This is a genomic window from Pseudomonas sp. H3_C08 (genome assembly GCF_054669455.1).
This window is the reverse complement of sequence record NZ_CP162803.1, coordinates 1,077,822-1,096,019: the sequence shown is the minus strand read 5'-3', so window position 1 is coordinate 1,096,019 and position 18,198 is coordinate 1,077,822. Positions and strand designations below refer to the sequence as shown.

Annotated in this window: 15 protein-coding genes and 1 pseudogene; 7 read left to right on the top strand and 9 right to left on the bottom strand. The window is 60.4% G+C overall.

Going from position 1 to position 18,198, the window contains the following annotated elements:
* Positions 1 to 237: 237 nt before the first annotated feature.
* Together AB4N74_RS05105 and AB4N74_RS05100 are read left to right on the top strand one after the other, a co-directional pair.
* Positions 238 to 669 carry a helix-turn-helix domain-containing protein gene (locus AB4N74_RS05105; protein ID WP_099758570.1) on the top strand — a complete coding sequence of 144 codons (432 nt, stop codon included), beginning with the start codon at positions 238 to 240 and terminating at the stop codon, positions 667 to 669.
* Positions 670 to 794: 125 nt separating this feature from the next.
* Positions 795 to 3,683 carry an ATP-binding protein gene (locus AB4N74_RS05100; protein ID WP_460098495.1) on the top strand — a complete coding sequence of 963 codons (2,889 nt, stop codon included), beginning with the start codon at positions 795 to 797 and terminating at the stop codon, positions 3,681 to 3,683.
* Here the strand turns inward: AB4N74_RS05100 and AB4N74_RS05095 are convergent.
* Together AB4N74_RS05095 and AB4N74_RS05090 are read right to left on the bottom strand one after the other, a co-directional pair.
* Positions 3,660 to 5,118: pseudogene (locus AB4N74_RS05095) on the bottom strand (ATP-binding protein). The gene AB4N74_RS05100 and the pseudogene AB4N74_RS05095 overlap by 24 nt on opposite strands.
* A gap of 90 nt (positions 5,119 to 5,208) precedes the next feature.
* Positions 5,209 to 6,159, bottom strand: coding sequence for a GlxA family transcriptional regulator (locus AB4N74_RS05090; protein WP_093439335.1), 951 nt, complete (start codon positions 6,157 to 6,159; stop codon positions 5,209 to 5,211).
* Positions 6,160 to 6,374: 215 nt separating this feature from the next.
* Between AB4N74_RS05090 and AB4N74_RS05085 the strand changes: the two genes are divergently transcribed.
* Positions 6,375 to 7,097 carry a pirin family protein gene (locus AB4N74_RS05085; protein ID WP_093439338.1) on the top strand — a complete coding sequence of 241 codons (723 nt, stop codon included), beginning with the start codon at positions 6,375 to 6,377 and terminating at the stop codon, positions 7,095 to 7,097.
* Positions 7,098 to 7,146: 49 nt separating this feature from the next.
* On the opposite strand, the gene AB4N74_RS05080 is transcribed toward AB4N74_RS05085, so the two are convergent.
* On the bottom strand, positions 7,147 to 7,542 hold the full coding sequence (locus AB4N74_RS05080) for a hypothetical protein (RefSeq protein ID WP_460098492.1): 396 nt from the start codon (positions 7,540 to 7,542) through the stop codon (positions 7,147 to 7,149).
* Between the two features lie 249 nt (positions 7,543 to 7,791).
* Positions 7,792 to 8,667, bottom strand: coding sequence for a LysR family transcriptional regulator (locus tag AB4N74_RS05075; RefSeq protein WP_460098490.1), 876 nt, complete (start codon positions 8,665 to 8,667; stop codon positions 7,792 to 7,794).
* A 111-nt stretch (positions 8,668 to 8,778) separates the two neighbouring features.
* Between AB4N74_RS05075 and AB4N74_RS05070 the strand changes: the two genes are divergently transcribed.
* From AB4N74_RS05070 to AB4N74_RS05060, 3 genes are all read left to right on the top strand, one after another.
* Positions 8,779 to 9,978, top strand: coding sequence for a YbfB/YjiJ family MFS transporter (locus AB4N74_RS05070; RefSeq protein WP_460098488.1), 1,200 nt, complete (start codon positions 8,779 to 8,781; stop codon positions 9,976 to 9,978).
* Between the two features lie 61 nt (positions 9,979 to 10,039).
* Entirely contained in the window at positions 10,040 to 11,038 is a 999-nt protein-coding gene (locus AB4N74_RS05065) for an NAD(P)H-quinone oxidoreductase (RefSeq protein WP_093439347.1), read from the top strand.
* Between the two features lie 112 nt (positions 11,039 to 11,150).
* A complete protein-coding gene (locus AB4N74_RS05060) occupies positions 11,151 to 12,095 on the top strand; it encodes an alpha/beta hydrolase (protein WP_427119535.1) in 945 nt (314 codons plus the stop codon).
* Here the strand turns inward: AB4N74_RS05060 and AB4N74_RS05055 are convergent.
* Positions 12,092 to 13,903 carry an ABC transporter ATP-binding protein gene (locus AB4N74_RS05055; protein ID WP_099758564.1) on the bottom strand — a complete coding sequence of 604 codons (1,812 nt, stop codon included), beginning with the start codon at positions 13,901 to 13,903 and terminating at the stop codon, positions 12,092 to 12,094. The genes AB4N74_RS05060 and AB4N74_RS05055 overlap by 4 nt on opposite strands.
* Positions 13,904 to 14,125: 222 nt before the next feature.
* Between AB4N74_RS05055 and AB4N74_RS05050 the strand changes: the two genes are divergently transcribed.
* Complete coding sequence (locus AB4N74_RS05050) at positions 14,126 to 14,539, top strand: VOC family protein (protein WP_460098485.1); 414 nt, start codon at positions 14,126 to 14,128, stop codon at positions 14,537 to 14,539.
* Between the two features lie 58 nt (positions 14,540 to 14,597).
* Here the strand turns inward: AB4N74_RS05050 and AB4N74_RS05045 are convergent, their stop codons facing one another.
* From AB4N74_RS05045 to AB4N74_RS05030, 4 genes are all read right to left on the bottom strand, one after another.
* Positions 14,598 to 14,927 carry a hypothetical protein gene (locus tag AB4N74_RS05045; protein ID WP_093439361.1) on the bottom strand — a complete coding sequence of 110 codons (330 nt, stop codon included), beginning with the start codon at positions 14,925 to 14,927 and terminating at the stop codon, positions 14,598 to 14,600.
* A 151-nt stretch (positions 14,928 to 15,078) separates the two neighbouring features.
* On the bottom strand, positions 15,079 to 16,104 hold the full coding sequence (rtcA, locus tag AB4N74_RS05040; protein WP_460098482.1) for an RNA 3'-terminal phosphate cyclase: 1,026 nt from the start codon (positions 16,102 to 16,104) through the stop codon (positions 15,079 to 15,081).
* Positions 16,105 to 16,112: 8 nt separating this feature from the next.
* A complete protein-coding gene (locus tag AB4N74_RS05035; RefSeq protein WP_093439371.1) occupies positions 16,113 to 16,901 on the bottom strand; it encodes a nucleotidyltransferase domain-containing protein in 789 nt (262 codons plus the stop codon).
* Positions 16,902 to 16,915: 14 nt separating this feature from the next.
* Complete coding sequence (locus tag AB4N74_RS05030; protein WP_116255304.1) at positions 16,916 to 18,142, bottom strand: RtcB family protein; 1,227 nt, start codon at positions 18,140 to 18,142, stop codon at positions 16,916 to 16,918.
* Between the last annotated feature and the right edge of the window lie 56 nt (positions 18,143 to 18,198).

Here is an 18,198-nt window from a genome sequence, read left to right as displayed (position 1 = left end):
TGGACCTGCCGATTGCGGCGCCCCCTCGGTTCGCCGCGCTTGCAGTCATCGTGCCGCAAACCGCGGGGCGCAGACTTGCAGGGATGTGCTGAGTTCAGGCCAATGCGCTGGAATTAACAACGATTAACTCGTCAGCCTCCCGCCCTCGGCCAACAATGAAACCCTCTGCGCAGCGTTGTTTTTTTGACCTGAGGGGATGCGCCGACCGTGCATTCCCCATCAACACGGACTTTGGCCATGGCTCACTTACAGCACAGCGTCGCCCTTGCCCCTGCCAACGAACCACGCAAGACCGGGGTCGGCGGACTCAGTCCGCAACGCGAACGACAGGTCAAACAACTGATCCTCGAACGCCTCGGCGAAAGCCTGGAAGTGACCGAACTGGCCCGCGCCTGTTCACTGTCACGCAGCCATTTTTCCCGCGCCTTCAAATGCAGCACCGGGTTATCGCCGCAGGACTGGATTCGCACCCAGCGTCTCGCGCGAGCCAAGCTGCTGATCCAGCACACCGACCTGAGCCTGACGCAAATCAGCCTGGAATGCGGGTTCTGCGATCAGGCGCACTTCTGCCATATGTTTACCCGCAGCGAGGGCATTAATCCGTTTGCCTGGCGCTGCCAGATCATGCGTGAACCCAAAGCCCAGCGTTCACAACCCGCCATGTTTTGATCGCGGCACCCGTTGCACTGACGCTCAAACCTGAGGATTATGCCGGGACACCCCGGATTAGAAGGCCTGCGCACGCGCCCGGCCCTACTCCGCTCTGTCCGCCGCAGCACCGCAGGAGTGAGCTGTTGAGTCTTTCCCCGAATCAGGCCCTCGGTTTTGGCCCCTATCGGATTCATCCCGGCCAACGCTTGGTGCTCGAAGGCGAGCAGCCGTTGCGCCTGGGCCGACGGGCGATGGACATCCTCCTGATTCTGCTGGCCCATGCCGGCGAAGTGGTGAGCAAGCAGCAACTGATGGCCGGGGTCTGGCCGGACAGCGTGGTCGAGGACATCAACCTGCGGGTGCACATGGCGGCACTGCGCAAAGCCCTCGGTGACGGTCAGGCCGGCCAGCGTTACATCATCACCGTGGCGCAACGCGGTTACAGTTTCGTCGCCCCGGTTCTACCGCAATCCATGGAGGAGCGTCCTGTGGGCGATGCTGGCGGTCGGCACAATTTGCCCTTGCGGCGCACGCGGATGCTCGGCCGCCAAGCGCTGGTCGACAGCTTGATGACGCAGTTGCCGCGCCAACGCTGCATCACCCTGGTCGGCCCCGGCGGGATCGGCAAGACCACGGTGGCCTTGCGCGTGGCCGAGCAGTTGATCGGGCATTACCGCGACGGTATTCGGCTGGTGGACCTGGCACCGCTCAACGATCCGCGGCTGATTTGCTCACACCTGGCCGCCCTGCTCGATCTGGCACTCCCCGAAGGCGATCCGCTGGCGGCGCTGGTCAATGGCCTGCAACAGCGACAGATGCTGTTATTGCTCGACAACTGCGAACACCTGATCGATGCCGTCGCGATGCTCAGCGAAAGCATTCTGCGCGGCGCGCCGAAGGTGCATATCCTCGCCACCAGCCGCGAGAGCCTGCGGGCGGAGGGCGAATTCGTGCAGCGTCTCGATTCGCTCGAATACCCATTGATGAACGCGACATTGAATCGTCAGCAAGCGCTGGATTATTCGGCGCTGCAACTGTTCATCGAACGGGCCACGGCCGCGCAGGAAAGCTTTGAACTGAGAGATGCGCAGTTGCCGCAAGCAATCGAAATCTGCCACCGACTCGACGGTATTCCTCTGGCGCTGGAGCTGGCGGCAGCGCAGGTCGCCGAACTGGGCCTGGAAGGTTTGCTGAGCCAACTGCAGGGCCGTTTGCCACCGCTGGCAGCGGGTAATCAAAGCAGTCTTGAGCGCCATCTCACCCTGCGCGCCACGCTGGACTGGAGTTTCAACCTGCTCGACCGGTGCGAACAAACCTGCCTGCGCCGTCTGAGCGTGTTTTGCGGAGGGTTTACCCTGGAGTCGGCGGCGGCCGTCATCGTCGGCCAACAGATCGATCCGGGTGTGGTGTGTGTATCGATCACCCAACTGGTGGCGAAATCCCTGCTCAGCGTCGAAGTCGGTGACGAAGAGGTGTTCTATCGTCTGCTCGACACAACCCGCCGCTATGCACTGGAAAAACTCGAGCACGCCGCCGAATGCGAAGAAACCCGCGAACGCCATGCCGAACGCTGCCTGGCATTGATGCAACAGGCGCAAAGCGATTGGGAAATGACACCGACGGCTTTGTGGATCGAGCGTTACGCCCGAGGGCTGGAAGACCTGCGCGCGGCACTGGACTGGAGCCTGAACGGTGTCGGCCCGGGTAGTCTGGGGATTCGCCTGACAGCAGCGTCGGCGCCCCTGTGGCAAGAGTTGTCGCTGCTCAAGGAGTATGGCGGCTATGTGCGGCGGGCGCTGAGCCTGCTCGATGAACTCGGTGCCCCCTGCCCGCGTCTGAAAATCTCCCTGAAACTGGCCCTCGGCAGTGCCTGTTATCACACGTGGGGAGGCACCCCGGAAACCATCCTGGCGTTCGTCGAGGCTCGGCAGTTGGCCCTCGAACACGACGACGTCGCCGGGCAATTGCGCGCGGTGTCCGGACACATGGCGGTCAACCTCAGTTGCGGGCACTACCGCATGGCGCTGGCGCAGAGTGAGCACTTCGATCGCCTCGGCGTGCACGGCGACCCACTGCTGTCATTGAGCACCCACCGTTTACGCGTGCTGGCCCTGCACTATGCCGGCGACCAGCCGCAGGCGCGCAATCATGCCGAGCAGGTGCTGCAGCGCATGGCACACAGCGGCCACGTCAACCGCTTCACCCACGGTTTTGGCGTGCAATACGACCAGAGCGTCGCGTCGCTGACGGTGCTGGCGCGGGTGCTATGGATGCAGGGATTGCCGGAGCAAGCGTGGCATTCGGCGCGACTGGCCCTGGATATTGCCGTGCAGATCGACCATGGCACCTCGATTTGTTACACCCTGGCACTGGCCAGTTGCCTGATCGCTCATTACAACGGCGATCAGCAAAACGCCCGGGCGCTGTTGCAACTGCTGCTGGAACAATCGCAGAAGCATTCGGTGCTGCTGTTCAACACGTGGGCGCGACATTACGCGCAGGTGATCGACACGCAAACCAGCACGCCCGTGCCGAAGGACAGCAGTGGGCTGATTCGGGAAATCATGGTGACGCTGGATGACCGCTTTGTGGATGACGCACTGTTTGAGCGAGCGCTGAGTGGTGATGCGGGATGGAGCACGGCGGAGATTTTGCGGGCTCGGGCTGCTGCGTTATTGAAAGACGATCCGGATTGCCTGGACGGGGCCCTTCGCGAGCAAGCTCGCTCCCACAGGGATTTTGGGTGTACTCGGAACCCATGTGAGAGCGAGCTTGCTCGCGAAGAGACCCTCAAGGAAGCCGAAGCACTCCTGCAACAATCGCTGACCATCGCCCGCAGCCAAGGTGCGCTCGCCTGGGAACTGCGCAGTGCCACCTCACTGGCGCAACTCTGGCAGCGCCAATCGCGCAGCCAAGAGGCGCTGGATTTGCTCACGCCGATCTATCAGCGCTTCACCGAGGGCTACGCGACCCCGGATTTGCGCAAGGTGCGCCTGCTGATCGACGATTTACGCGAGCACAGGCACGCCTGAGGCCCGGCGTATCCGGTTGATATAGAGCGTATGCCGGCGCTCAAGATCAATCCCTTCACCGCAACGCTCCAGTTGCTTACGCGCATAGCAGCGAGTGGTGTGGAGCATTCGGTATCGGCCTGTGCTGCCGCCCCGCTCCGCCACCAGCAATGACTTGCACGCCAAGCCTTCAATGATCGCAGCAAGCCGCGACGACGCGAGTTGCGGGCAACTGATCACCGCCAGTGCCGCCTCCAGGGTAAACGCCATTTTGAACACCGATAACCGCTGTAGCGCGCGTTGCTCCTGCTCGCTCAAGCGTTGATAGCTCCAGTCGAGTGCTGCCTGCATCGATTGATGCCGCGGTACCGCGGTGCGCCGGCCATGGCTGAGCACTTGCAAACCATTGCTCATTTGCGCCTGTAAGCCGACCAATGCCAAGGCATCGATCTGCGCCGCCGCCAGTTCGATCGCCAGCGGCAAACCGTCGAGTTGGCGACAGATCTCCAGGACGGCTTTGACATCCTGTTCACGCAGGCGGAAATCATGCTGTCGTGCGCGAGCGCGGCTGACAAACAACTGCACCGCAGAATGGCCCATGGCTTCAGTGATGCAATCGCCTGCGGAACGTTTCGGCAGGGTCAGCGGTGGCACGCCCTGAAGGGTTTCCAGACCGACCTGCAAGGCCTCGCGGCTGGTGGCGAGAACCGACAGGCGGGGAGCGGCCTCGAGCAACGTTTCAACTGCTGCCCGGCAAGCGCCGAGACGGTGGTCACAGTTATCCAGCAGCAGCAACGCATGGCGAGTCGACAGTCCGGGCAAATCGCTTTCAAGAGTGCGTAGCACCTGATCGAGCAGCGGTGTGTCGTCGTCGATCAAGCTCAGATCGATCTGCCACACGCCGTCTCTGTAGTACTGCAACAGCAGTTCCGCGACCCGCAACACGACAGTGGATTTACCCACACCAGCCGCCCCCCGTGACGGTCATCAGCCGACACAGCGGCATTTGCCGCACCAGCCCGCCGACCAGCGAGTCGCGCCCGGCGACCGGGGTCAGTCGCGCCGGCAGATTATGCTCGGGTGTTCGCAGCCCCTCGAAGGCCACTTGCGCGACGCTGTCGCAGCGCACCGGGGCGATAAAACTGTAACCGCATTGCGGCACGTTAACGATGTAGCGCTGACCGTTTTCGCCGTCACCCAAGGCGCGCCTGAGCGCGGCGATGTGCACGCGCAGGTTGATCTCCTCGACCACTGACGTTGGCCAAACCAGGGCAATCAATTGCTCCTTCCTGACCACTCGCCCGGCACGCTCGACCAGCACCTGCAAAATGTCCAGCGCACGACCACCCATGCGCAAAGGCCGATCTCCGTCGAGTATCAGCCGTTGGCGCAGGTGGAAGGCGTAGGGGCCGAAATGCAGCACCGACGCCGTGTTCAAATCGATGAGGCTATCCATGCCAACTATCTTGGCAGCCTCAGATGACGCGACAACCGCTACACGAGACTCAATTCGGACATACGGGTGCGCCAGACGGACAACAGCGCTCTAGCTGAACTGTTCGCGGTATTGCGCGGGCGTCAGGCCGAGCTTTTCAGCGAACAGCGAACGCATGTGCCGCACACTGCCGAAACCACTTTTGTAAGCCACGGTTTTAAGGGGCAGATCGCTGGTTTCCAGCAAGTTTCGTGCGCAGTCGATGCGCGCACTTTGCAGAAACTCCATCGGCGTCATGTTGATGTCGCGGGTGAACACCCGCGCGAAGTGCCGCGCGCTCATATTGGCAATCGCCGCCATGCGCTCGACCGTGAAGGCTTCGTCGAGGTGTTCCAGCACGTAACTCTGCGCGCGGGTAATCGGCGTTTCCTGCGGTGCCACGGCAGCCATCAACGGGCTGAACTGCGCCTGCCCGCCCTGGCGTTTCATCACCACCAGCAGGACTTTGGCCACATCCTGCGCGAGCTTCTTGCCGTGATCGCGGGCGATCACAGCCAGCGCCATATCGATCCCCGCCGTAACGCCTCCCGAGGTGATCAGGTTGCGATCCTCGACATAGATCTGATCAGTCGTGACATGGGCTTTCGGGAACCCCTTGATCAGGCGTTCGGTGTAGTTCCAGTGCGTGGTTACACGGTAACCGTCAAGCAGACCGGCGTGCCCCAGGACAAAAGCGCCAGTGCAGATAGATCCGAAGTACTCGACGCGCCGGACTGCGTCTTTGAGCCAGGCAAACAACGACGGGAACTGCTGGTTGTAGGCACCGGGGCCTCCCGGCACCAGCAGCAAATCATAACGCTCGGTGTCGTCGCCAATGATCCGGTCGGCCTGCACCATCACACCATTGGAGGCCCGCAGCGGGCCCTCTTCGGTGCCAAGGGTGATCAATTGATAATGCGCATCGGGTTTCAGGTAGCGATTGGCAACCGAAAAAACCTCCAATGGCCCGGCCATGTCGAGCAGAAGAAAGTCGGGAAACAGCACCATTGCCACGGTTTTCATGGGAAGACATCACTTCAATCAGAGAGACATGATACGGACCAGACATTATGGCCAACTGTAGCCGTTTGAGCGCAAAAGTTTTGTGTGAAGGCTATCGCAAAACTGTCAACCTGACAGGGACAGTCTTTCAGTTTTCATCTACTTATTGCGCAGTACAGTAAACAGTAACCTTCTCCTCACTCGGACGAATTCACGTCCCGCAAGGAGATTTCATCATGCTGACCCTTCGCAAAGCCTCCGATCGTGGCCTCGCCAATCATGGCTGGTTGAAGTCCTTTCACACCTTTTCCTTTGCCAGCTACCGTGACCCGCGTGAGCAGGGTTTTTCCGATCTGCTGGTGATTAACGATGACCGCGTCGCTGCCGGCAAAGGCTTCGGCCAACACCCGCATCGCGACATGGAGATCTTTTCCTACGTGCTGGAAGGTGCACTGGAACACAAAGACACCTTGGGCACCGGTTCGGTGATCCGCCCAGGCGATGTGCAACTGATGAGTGCTGGTAGCGGCGTAGCGCACAGCGAGTTCAACCATTCGGCGACCAAACCGGTGCATTTCCTGCAGATCTGGATCGTGCCGGAAGTCAGCGGTGCCAAACCGCGTTATCAACAGGAACATTTCAGCGCACAGAAAAAACGCGGTCGCCTGCAATTGATCATCTCGCCGGACGGCAACGGCGGTTCGCTGAAAGTGCGTCAGGACGCACGGGTCTTTGCCGGGCTGTTCGACGGTAAAGAAACTGCCACGCTGGAGCTGCCAGCCAACCGTTATGCCTACGTGCATGTGGCGCGTGGCAGTGTTGAACTCAATGGCCAGCCCTTGCAGGAAGGTGACGGCGTACGGGTTCGCGAAGAACAGTTGCTGACCTTGAGCAATGGTGTCGATGCCGAGGTGCTGGTGTTCGACTTGCGGCCGCAGGAGTTGCCAGAAATGCCATGATGCGGTGTTTCAATGCTCACGAAAAACGGCCTTCTTTGAAGGCCGTTTTCTATTGTGGTGATTCGGGTGCTTGTTGCGAAGCAGGTCTTGGTGCACTTATATCCTTGCCGATCTGGATCGCGGCGAGTGTCGTCTGCAAGGTGGTTAATACCGCTGCTTGATTGGCAAAGTGCGCCCCTACGACGACGGTGATCATTCCGAGAAAATGGACGGCGGTCGTCGCCCAGCAATGCGCCTTCACTGTCGAGGCATGTTTGATGGCTTCTTTTGAGTCTTCGGCGATTTGTTGTACGCCGTCCCACATCAGATCGTATCGTTTGTCCCTCTCCGCCTGAGTCAAAAGATAAGCATCGATTTTTGTCGACACACCCTCGAACCGAGCGTCCATTCTGGTCTCAATGGTTTCTATCCTGGCATTGAATTCTTCACGACTGATAGCGTTCATGGCTTGAGTATTCCGACCTTTGCTCGCAAGGTCACTGATTGGGTTTTGACTGAATTCCGTGGTTCTCAATTCGACACCTTCCTGGGTTTACCGATACCGTCCCTGGTATCAACATCAGTGCGAGCCCTGCGCCCCTCACCGACATGACGAAACAATAGGCCCCATCCAACCGCCTCACAAGCCGGGAGATTCTGCCTCTGATGTAGGCCGTTTCGTCAGAGCTTGTAGCCCTGCCAAAAGAACGTCTGCCTAGTCATTCTCCGACACGAACACGTCGACAATCTGCTCAATCACCGCCCTCACCCGCGCGGTATGCCGCAAATCCGCGTGGGTCACTAACCACACTTCGTACGGCATTGGTCGAGTGCGCTCCGGCCAGAGCCTGATCAGACCATCGCGCTCACCCATGTACACCGGGATTTCCCCTACACCCAACCCTGCGGCAATTGACCGACGGACGAGCAAACTGGAACTGAGGCTGGCGACGATGCGACCGCGACTTAGCGGCTCCGACACCAGGGTCAGGTCCTTTTTGCTTTGCAGATACGGTTGATAGACCACCAGATCATGCCCCTCAAACGCTGTGTCCGGTTGCGGCACGCCATTGGCGTCTATATAGGCCTGAGAGGCGAACAGGCCCACCGGCCATCGGGCGATTCGCCGAGCGATCAGATCAGGATTGTCCGGCCGGGTGTTGCGCACCGCGATATCCGCCTCGCGCTTGGCCAGGCTGAGGATCTGCGTGGACGCGTCCAGTTGCACTCGTACGTCCGGGTGCTGCTCGTGCAAACGGGCGATGGCCGGGATCAGAAAGTCGATCGCCAGCGAATCCGTGGTACTGACGCGCACCGTGCCGGTCAGGCGATCATCCAGGCCCTGAATCTGCCGCTCCAGCTCCAGTGCCGAATGCTCCATTTTCTCCACACTCCTGAGCGCCGCCTCACCGACAGCGGTCAACGCGTAGCCGTCGGAGGTGCGCAGGAACAACGTAGCGCTCAGGGACTTTTCCAGCGCCGTGATCCGTCGCCCGACAGTGGCCTGATCCACCCCCAAAACCCGTGCAGCGCCACGTAGCGTCGACTCGCGGCAAACGGCCAGAAATACCCGTGCGTCATCCCAATTCATGCTGCCTCCAAGTGATGCAAATTCGCATCGCAGCAACGCTAAATCGCTGCATTAACGCAGCAACAATAGCCGATATGCTGAACGCCATAAACCTTCCGCGAGATCGCTATCATGCGCACTGCAACCTCCACCGGTATCTGGCTGCCGATCTTCGCCGGCCTCTGCGCCAGCCTGGTCAGCATCGGGCTGGCGCGTTTCGCTTATACCCCGTTGATCCCTTCGCTGATTGAGGCGCAGTGGTTCAGCGCCAACGATGTGGTCTACCTCGGTGCGGCCAATCTGGTGGGCTATCTGATCGGCGCGCTTCTCGGCCGGCCGACAGCGCACCAGCTCGGCAATAAAAATGCCTTGCGATTGATGATGCTGGTGGTCACGGCAGCATTTTTTGCCTGCGCGTTTCCGTTGTCGGTGAGCTGGTTCTTCGGCTGGCGACTGCTGTCGGGGATTGCCGGCGGCGCGATCATGGTGCTGGTGGCCGCGACGGTTCTGCCGCATGTTCCGCCGGCGCGTAAAGGGCTGGCCAGTGGCGCGATCTTTCTCGGCATCGGTCTTGGCATTGCCGGTTCCGGGACGCTGGTGCCGCCGCTGTTGAGCCTCGGCTTGCAAGCGACATGGCTGGGCCTGGGGGCTTTGGCCTTGGTGCTGACGGCGCTGAGCTGGTTTGGCTGGCCGTCTGATTTCCTGCACCCGGTCGTTGCGCAAGAAACGGTGTCCGCAGAACCGACACCGCGCGGTGTGTATTTGCTGTTCGCCCAATACGCCTTCATGGCCGCCGGCCTGGTGCCGGCCATGGTGTTTCTGGTGGATTACGTGGCGCGTGGTCTCGGTGCCGGGGCGCATATCGGCGCGCTGATCTGGGTGATGTACGGTTTGGGCGCAATTGTCGGCCCGGTGAGTTATGGCTTTCTTGCCGATAAGCTTGGCGCACGTTCCGGCATTCGCCTGGTGCTGGTGGTGCAGGCGATTGCCCTTGGGTTGCTGGCAATGACTCACTCGTTTCTGGCGCTGGCGTTGCTGGCGGTGATTCTCGGTTCATTTCCGCCCGGCATTGTGCCGCTGGCTCTGGCGCGAGTGCATGAGCTGGTGCCGGAACATCATCGCCAGCAGATCGCCTGGAGCCGTGCCACGGTGTCATTCGCCACCTTTCAGGCGCTGGCCGGATTTGCCTATTCAGCGCTGTTCAATGCCAGCGGCGGTCATCACGCGCTGTTGTTCATCATTGCCGCTGGCGCAATCGTCGTGGCGCTGCTGCTGGAGCAAGCCATGAAATGGCTGCCCGCCCCTACTGAGTCGCGCTGCTGTGCAAATTGAAGGGAATCATTGCTTGCATAGCACGCTCCCATCTACAGAACTTATGCCAACAGGAATCGATATGTCCCTGCCCAACGAAATGACCCGAATCGAAATCAGCGAACCCGGTGGCCCCGACGTCTTGCAACCCAAACGCGTGGCGCTTCCAGCCGTCGCAGAAGGCGAGGTGCTGATCCGCGTACACGCCGCCGGGATCAACCGGCCGGACGCCTTGCAGCGTGCCGGCAAATACCCGATGAAACCCGGCATGAACCCAATTCCCGGGCTTGAGGTCGCCGGCGAAATCGTGGCACTCGGAGCCGGTGTCAGTCAGTTCGCCGTGGGCGACAACGTCTGCGCGCTGACCAACGGCGGCGGTTATGCCGAATACTGCGCCGTCCCCGCCGGCCAGACCCTGCCGATTCCACACGGTCTGGACTGGGTGCACGCCGCCGCAATCCCGGAAACCTTCTTTACCGTGTGGGCCAACCTGTTCGGCCTCGGTGGCGCCAGTCGTGGTCAGCGCGCACTGATTCACGGTGGCACCAGCGGCATCGGCACAACCGCACTGATGCTGTGCCGCGAATTCGGTATTGAAGCGTTTGCCACCGCCGGCAGCCCGGACAAATGCGCAGCGATTCGCGATCTCGGTGGCGCAGCGATCAATTATCGCGATGAGGATTTCGCGGCAGTCATCGCCGAGAAAACCGCAGGCCAAGGCGTCAATGTGATCCTCGACATCATGGGCGGCTCGTACCTCAACGATAACGTCAGCGCCCTGGCGATGGATGGCCGACTGGTCATGCTCGGTTTCCTCGGCGGCGCACGGGCCAATGACTTTGACTTGCTGGCAATGATGGCCAAACGTGCGGTGATCACCGGTTCCCTGTTGCGCGCCCGCACTGCCGCCGAAAAAGCCGCGATTGCCGATCAACTGCGCGAGCACGTATGGCCGGCGCTGGCTGCCGGGCGCTGCTTGCCGATGATCGACAAGGTCTACCCGCTCGCCGACGCCGCTCAGGCTCACGCGCACATGGAGGCTGGCGACCATATCGGCAAGATCGTTCTGCAGGTCGTGTGAGTCTTTGCAGCATTTGGTAATTGTTGCGCCGGGGCAGTGGTCGAAAAAAACACGCGCAGACCGAGGCATCTGGTAAAAAGCCTTCTTTGTCTGCGCCTGGGTGAAACGTTTAATGTTCCTGTCCTTCATGACGCGTCTGCGACGCCGCCGTTTGGCGTTTGCCTGCATGGCCGCGCTGATTATCGGCGTGCCGACCAGTTGTGCCGTGCTCGAACACACCGAACGCAAACTGCTGTTTCGCATCGAACCGGGCACTGCCGGTTGGTATCACGGCTTGCCCGGTAGCGTGCAGGAACTCGACCTGCAACCGAAGAGCTTCAAGGCCGGGGAAAACATTCATGCCTGGTGGTGGCCGGCGGAAAAAGCCAATGCGCCGGCCATTCTCTATCTGCATGGCGTGCGCTGGAACCTCACCGGGCAGTTGTTCCGCATCGAGCAACTACGCGCTGCGGGCTATTCAGTGCTGGCCATCGACTACCGAGGATTCGGCAAGAGCCATGGTGATCTGCCGTCGGAAAGCAGCGTTTACGAAGATGCGCGGGTGGCGTGGGAACGCTTCAAACTACTGCAACCGGACCCGGCCAAACGCCTGATCTATGGCCACTCCCTCGGTGGCGCCGTGGCCATCGATCTGGCCGCGGAACTCGGCCAGGCCGCCGCTCGCGATCATTCTGCATTGCCGGTTCGCGGACTGGTGATCGAGTCCACCTTCACCACGCTGGCGGATGTTGCCGCGTCGGTGGCCAACACTTCGCTGCCGGTGCGCTGGCTGCTGTCGCAGAAATTCGACTCGATCGACAAGATCGCTGATATCCACATGCCGCTGCTGGTGGTCCACGGTTTAGCTGACGCTTTCGTGCCGCCGCGCTTCAGCGAGCAACTGTTCAACGCCGCGCAACAACCCAAGCGTTTGCTGTTGGTGCCGGGCGCGACGCATAACAACAGCATGGCGCTGGGTGGGCAGAATTACCGCAAGGCGCTCGACAGCCTGATGCAGAGCAAACCGGCCCCCCGGGTGGCCGGACCTGCCACCGTGCGCAACGGGCGGGACACTTAACGGTAGCCGCGAGCCTGCAAATCGAACAGTTGCGCGTAATGCCCAGCGGCGGCGATCAGTTGATCGTGGCCGCCCTGCTCCAGAATTTGCCCTTGTTGCAGCACGATGATGTGGTCGGCATTGCGCACGCTGGAAAAACGATGGGAAATCAGCAACGTCATGCGACCTTCGCTGTGTTGGCTGAAATGCTCGAACACCGCCGCCTCGGCCGCCGGGTCAAGGGCGGACGTTGGCTCATCGAGGATCAGAATGTCGGCATCACGACGCATGTAAGCGCGGGACAAGGCAATCTTCTGCCACTGCCCGCCAGACAATTCCTGGCCACCGGCAAACCAGCGTCCCAACTGCGTGGCATAACCCTTGTCGAGCCCTTCGATGAAGGGGGCCGCCATGCCTTGAGCCGCGGCCTCCTGCCAGCGTTGCGCGTCGTTGAACGCCAGGGTATCGCCGACGCCAATGTTTTCTCCGACGCTGAACTGGTAGCGGATGTAGTCCTGAAAAATCACCCCAATGCGCCGACGTAACGCGGTCTCCTGCCAATCCTGCAAATCGCTGCCGTCGAGCAGGATGCGCCCTTGATCGGGGCGGTAGAGCCGGGTCAGCAACTTGATCAGCGTGGTCTTGCCTGAACCGTTCTCGCCGACCAGCGCCATGCTCTGGCCTGGCACCAGTTGCAGGTCAATGTTTTCCAGCGCTGGCCGACTGGCACCCGGATAACGGAAACCGACGTTCTCGAAACGCAAACCATCGCCCGGGCAGACGCCGACCGTCAGGTGACCGCTATCGACCTGAACCGGTTCGGCCAGGTATTCATACAGACTGGTCAGGTAGAGACCGTCTTCGTACAGGCCACTGATCGCACTCAGACTGCTGCTCACAGCGCTTTGGCCTTGCTTGAACAGCACCAGATACATGGTCATCTGACCAAGGCTGATCTGGCCATGTACGGCATCGATCACCACCCAGGCATAGGCCGCATAGAAGGCCGCGGTACCAAGCAGGCCGAGGCCGAAACCCCAGCCATCGCGCCGCAACGTCAAACGGCGGTCTTCGGCATACAGCCTGGCGAACGTGTCGCGGTAGCGTTGCAGTAACAGCGGCGCGAAGCCGAACAGCTTGACCTCTTTAATATAGGTTTCGTGGGACAGCAGGGTTTCGATGTAATTCTGCTGCCGACTCTCCGGCGCACGGCGAGTAAACAAACGAAAGGCGTCACCGGAAAAATGCGCTTCGGCAAAAAACACCGGTAACGCACCGACCACCAGCAACGCCAGCGCCCAAGGGGAAAAATGCACCAGCAGCACCCCGAAGCTGATCAGCATGATCAGGTTTTGAATCAAACCCAACGACTTCATGACCAGCGCCAGTGGCCGGGTCGAAGCCTCGCGACGGACACGCACCAATTTGTCGTAGAACTCGGAGTTTTCGAACTGCACCAGTGACAGGGTCTGCGCTTTCTGCAAAATCAGCGTATTGACCTTCTGCCCCAGTTGCACCCGCAACAGCGATTGCTGCACCGACAGTGCCCGTTGCGTGCCGGACAACAGCGCCAATACACCGGCCTCCAACAACACGTAACGCAACACGGGCCACAGCGGCGCACTGCCGTGCTGCGCGTGCAACTGCATCGCTGCCACCACCGCATCGACAATCCGCTGGCCCAACCATGCCGCCAGCGCCGGCAGCAAACCGGCAACCAACGTTGCCAGCACCAGCCCCAGAAACAAGCCACGCGATGTCCCCCAGACCAGGCGCAAGGCTCGCTGCGCCTGATCGAACAAAGACGTGAAACGCGATAGATCAGGCATTGGGCATTGGACTCTGCAGGTGATGATTGTGCGTCATGGTACTCCAGCGCTACGACTGAATTTCGAACGACGACCACGTTATCGTCGACGTGCTTTTCAGAACAAAAAAATCTGGAAGACTCAGCCCTTTCCGGCGTCCAACGCTCTGCCATGGTTTAACCGCCCTACGCGGAATCCGGCGACCCCCCGCCCGCTCCGCGCCTGACTGCCGGGAGCAGAGACATGAGAATCAATCCCTACCTGATCTTCAACGGAGATTGCCGCGCGGCCTTCACCTTTTACGAGCAAGCCTTGCAAGGAAAGCTTGAGGCGATGATGACGTTCGGCGAAACGCCCGCCGCCGAACACGTGCCCGAAGAACACCACAACCTGATCATCCACACCTGCCTGAAAGTGGGTGATCAAATGATCATGGCCTCGGACACCACACCCGATCGCCCGACTCAGGGCATGAGTGGCTGTTCGATTTCGCTGAACGTCGACAGCATCGCCGAAGCCGAGCGCGTGTTCAACGCGCTGGCCAGCGACGGCCGCATCGACATGCCACTGGAAGCGACGTTCTGGGCGGCGCGTTTCGGCATGCTGGTCGATCGTTTTGGCGTGTCGTGGATGGTCAACTGCGAGAGCGAAAAGTAACCCTGACATTTCGTCGGGCATGAAAAAGCCCAACCGGTTCAGGTTGGGCTTTTTTGCTTCAGCGCTGGGCCAATTCGTGGCGTACACATTGTTCGTAATAGGTCTGCTTGACAGCTGCAGGCTTGAGTTTCGACGTGCTGTTGTAGGTTTGCTCGGTGATTCCCATCGCGGTCATACGCATCCACGGTTGCTGGAATCGTCGCACCTGCAATTGTTTGCGCGCGCCATACAGCGAGACGCCTGACAGCTTCGATTGCTGAGCACCGGCAGCGATATCCGAACCCCAGGTGCAGGCAAAGCGATGGCTTTTGCTTAACTCTTTCGCCTGCACGCCTGTGGCGAAGACAGCCAGGGAAAGCGTTGCAACGGTGATAACAATCGTCCGCATAGAGCCCACCTAACCTTTTGAAAAAAGGAGATTTTGCCGGGGAAGCGAACGCCCGGGGGCCAGCAATTTGCCGCCTTTTCAGAGTTTTTTGCGGGCCAAAAAAAGGGCGACAGGATTCCCGATGAAATCCTGTCGCCCTGTTCATGACCGATCAACTGCCAATGACCTCAACGCGCAGTTGATCGGCACCCTCCTCGCGACAATCAATACGAATCGGCAAGAACAGCTCGATCACCGCGATATTGCTGTGCAAATGCTCGGTCATGCGCGGCGTGGTGAACGAGCCACCACCGGCCAGCGCCATTGGCAACAGCAACTGATCGGCGAGGTGTTCAGCCACCGCAGCGCCACTGCGCAACCAGTCGGCAGCCTGACTGATCGCAGCATCGGCAACCTTCTCTGCGCGCAATGACACTTGGCCAAACGCGCTGAACACCTCGGTGACGTGTTCGAAAACGTACTCCAGCAGCAACACGTTGCCTGGCCCGCGGGCTGGATCGAGCGTCACAGAGTGCAGCGCCGTAGCCGGAAGATTCAATCGCTTGGCCACTCGGCTAAGCTCACGTTGGGCGACCGTAGGTCCAAGCCCGGCGGTCAGAGCCCACGCGCTTGGTGAAATCGCTTCGCCACGGTCACACAGATCGAGTCGCGTCAGGTTCGCCGGTTGCACATTCACCTCAATCTCGCCACCGCCGGCCGGGGCAAAACCATGGTGCAACAAGTCCAGCTCAACGTTGGCACCCATGCGGCGCAGCAGCGGCAGCCAACTGCGCGTGAGAAAATCGGCCGGCGGCGCGAGCGGGTTATGCGTGCCACCGGAAATCCGCACTCGACTCGCCTGCGGTGCCCGTAACAGTGCTGGCAACAAAGTCTGTAACACCAGTGTGCAACTGCCGGCCGTGCCGATGGCGAATTGAAAGTCGCCAGCGCGAATCGCGCCGGGTTCAAAGCTCAAGGCTTGCGAACTCAAATGTGCACCGCCAACCGTAGCACCACACACCTCGGCCGCCGCCATCACCGCCGTCAAGTGTTGGCCCAGCAGTCCCGGACGGCTGCGCCTGGCACGAATCTGTTTAATGCGAAACGCCCTGCCCGTCACCATCGATAGGCTCAAGGCGCTGCGCAACACCTGGCCGCCACCGATGGCACCGTCCAGTTCTATCACTTCCTGTTTCATGGCATTCCTTACGCGTACAGCCCGACGGTATCCCGGAGGTACTGATCCAGCCGTCGCGAGTCTTCCTGAGTTCTGAGTAATGTGGGCACTTCGCGCTCAAGTTCAGCGGCGATGAACCCGTGCAACGCCGGACGACGCGGCCCGTAGGCGCTCTCGTCGGCATTGCGTTTGAGGGCGAGCAATTCGTCGACTTCATCGAGCAACGCGCGGTCGTCGACGGTGGTCAGCAGGTCGGCGAACGTCATCGGCGGCCGCCCTCGGCCTTGGTCGATCCAGCGCACCGCCAGCAGTGGCCGCAGCACGTAGAAGTACTTCTTGAAACGCACGGTTTCACCTTGCAGGTAACCGCGAAAGTTCTTCTTTGCCATCGACAGATAGTGATTGCGCGCTGCTGGCGGGCTGTAGAACGCTTCGGCGAGTTCGCGCAGCTGTGCCACCTGCGCGGTTTCACTGCGATAAACCAGCGGCGAGTCGAGCCACTCCAGCAAGGTCGGATTGGATTTGCGCAATAACCCGAGGGTCTTGCGCAGCTCCCAACCACTGACGTCGAGCTCATCGTCCAGCGGACGCTCGATCACATCACGCGGCGCATCGACCTGAACGAACCACTCGGGCTTCTCCACGTAGACAAACCGCACGTCGTAATCGCTGTCGGTCGAGGCAAAACCCCAGGCCCGACTGCCGGACTCACAGGCGTACAACACCGTGACATTGCGCTCGCGTTCTATCCGCGCAAGCTCTGCCAGAACCCGCGCGCGCATCGTGGCGCACAGCGGGTGACGCTCTTCCAGTTCCATGACTTGCTTTCCTTTTATCCTTTGACGCACACCACCTGACGCAAGGTGTGCAGCACTTCCACCAGCTCACGCTGGGCGTGCATGACTTTGTCGATGTCCTTGTAGGCCATCGGAATCTCGTCGATCACCGCCTCGTCCTTGCGGCACTCCACATGGGCCGTGGCGCGAATCTGATCCTCGACAGTGAACATATTCTTGGCCTTGGTCCGACTCATGGTGCGGCCGGCGCCGTGACTGCAGGAACTGAAGGATTCTTCGTTACCCAGGCCGCGGACAATGAAACTCTTGGCGCCCATCGAGCCTGGAATAATCCCCAGCTCGCCTTTCTTCGCCGACACCGCACCTTTGCGCGTGACCAGTACCTCTTCACCGAAATGCCGCTCTTTCTGCACGTAGTTGTGGTGGCAGTTGACCGCTTCCAGCGCCACTTCGAACGGCTTGCGGATAATCTGCCGTGTCGCTTGAATCACCGCGCGCATCATCAGCTCGCGGTTCTGTTTGGCGAAGTCCTGCGCCCAACCCACCGCTTCCACGTAATCATCAAAGTGCTGACTGCCCTCTTCGAAGTAGGCCAGATCACGATCCGGCAGGTTGGCGATGTGCTGTCGCATATCCGCCTGAGCCATCTGGATGAACAGGTTGCCGATGGCATTGCCGACGCCACGCGAGCCGCTGTGCAACATGAACCAGACCCGGTTGGCTTCATCCAGGCACACTTCGATGAAGTGGTTGCCGCTGCCGAGCGTACCGAGGTGCCCGCGGTTGTTGGTGTTGGCCAGTTTCGGGTACTTGTCAGTGATCAATTTGAACCGTGGCTGCAGCCCCGCCCAGGCCTGATCGGCTTGCTGCGGGATCTCATCCCAGGCGCCCTTGTCGCGCCGCGAACGGGTCGAACTGCGGCCATGTGGCACCGCTTGCTCGATAGCGCTGCGCAGACCGAGCAGGTTGTCCGGCAAATCAGCGGCGGTCAGCGACGTACGCGCGGCAATCATGCCGCAGCCGATGTCGACGCCGACCGCTGCCGGAATGATCGCGCCGACTGTCGGGATCACGCTGCCGATGGTCGAGCCCTTGCCCAAGTGCACATCCGGCATGACCGCCAGATGTTTGAAGATGAACGGCATTTTTGCGGTGTTCATCAACTGCTCGCGGGCCTCGTTTTCCACCGGAACGCCTTCGGTCCAGAGTTTGATCGGTTTGCCGTTGGCGACTTCGAGCAATTGGTAAGTGTGATCTTTCATGTCTTTATTCGACTGCGTATTAAAGAAATTTGAGTTGGCCATCTTGACGTCTCGCG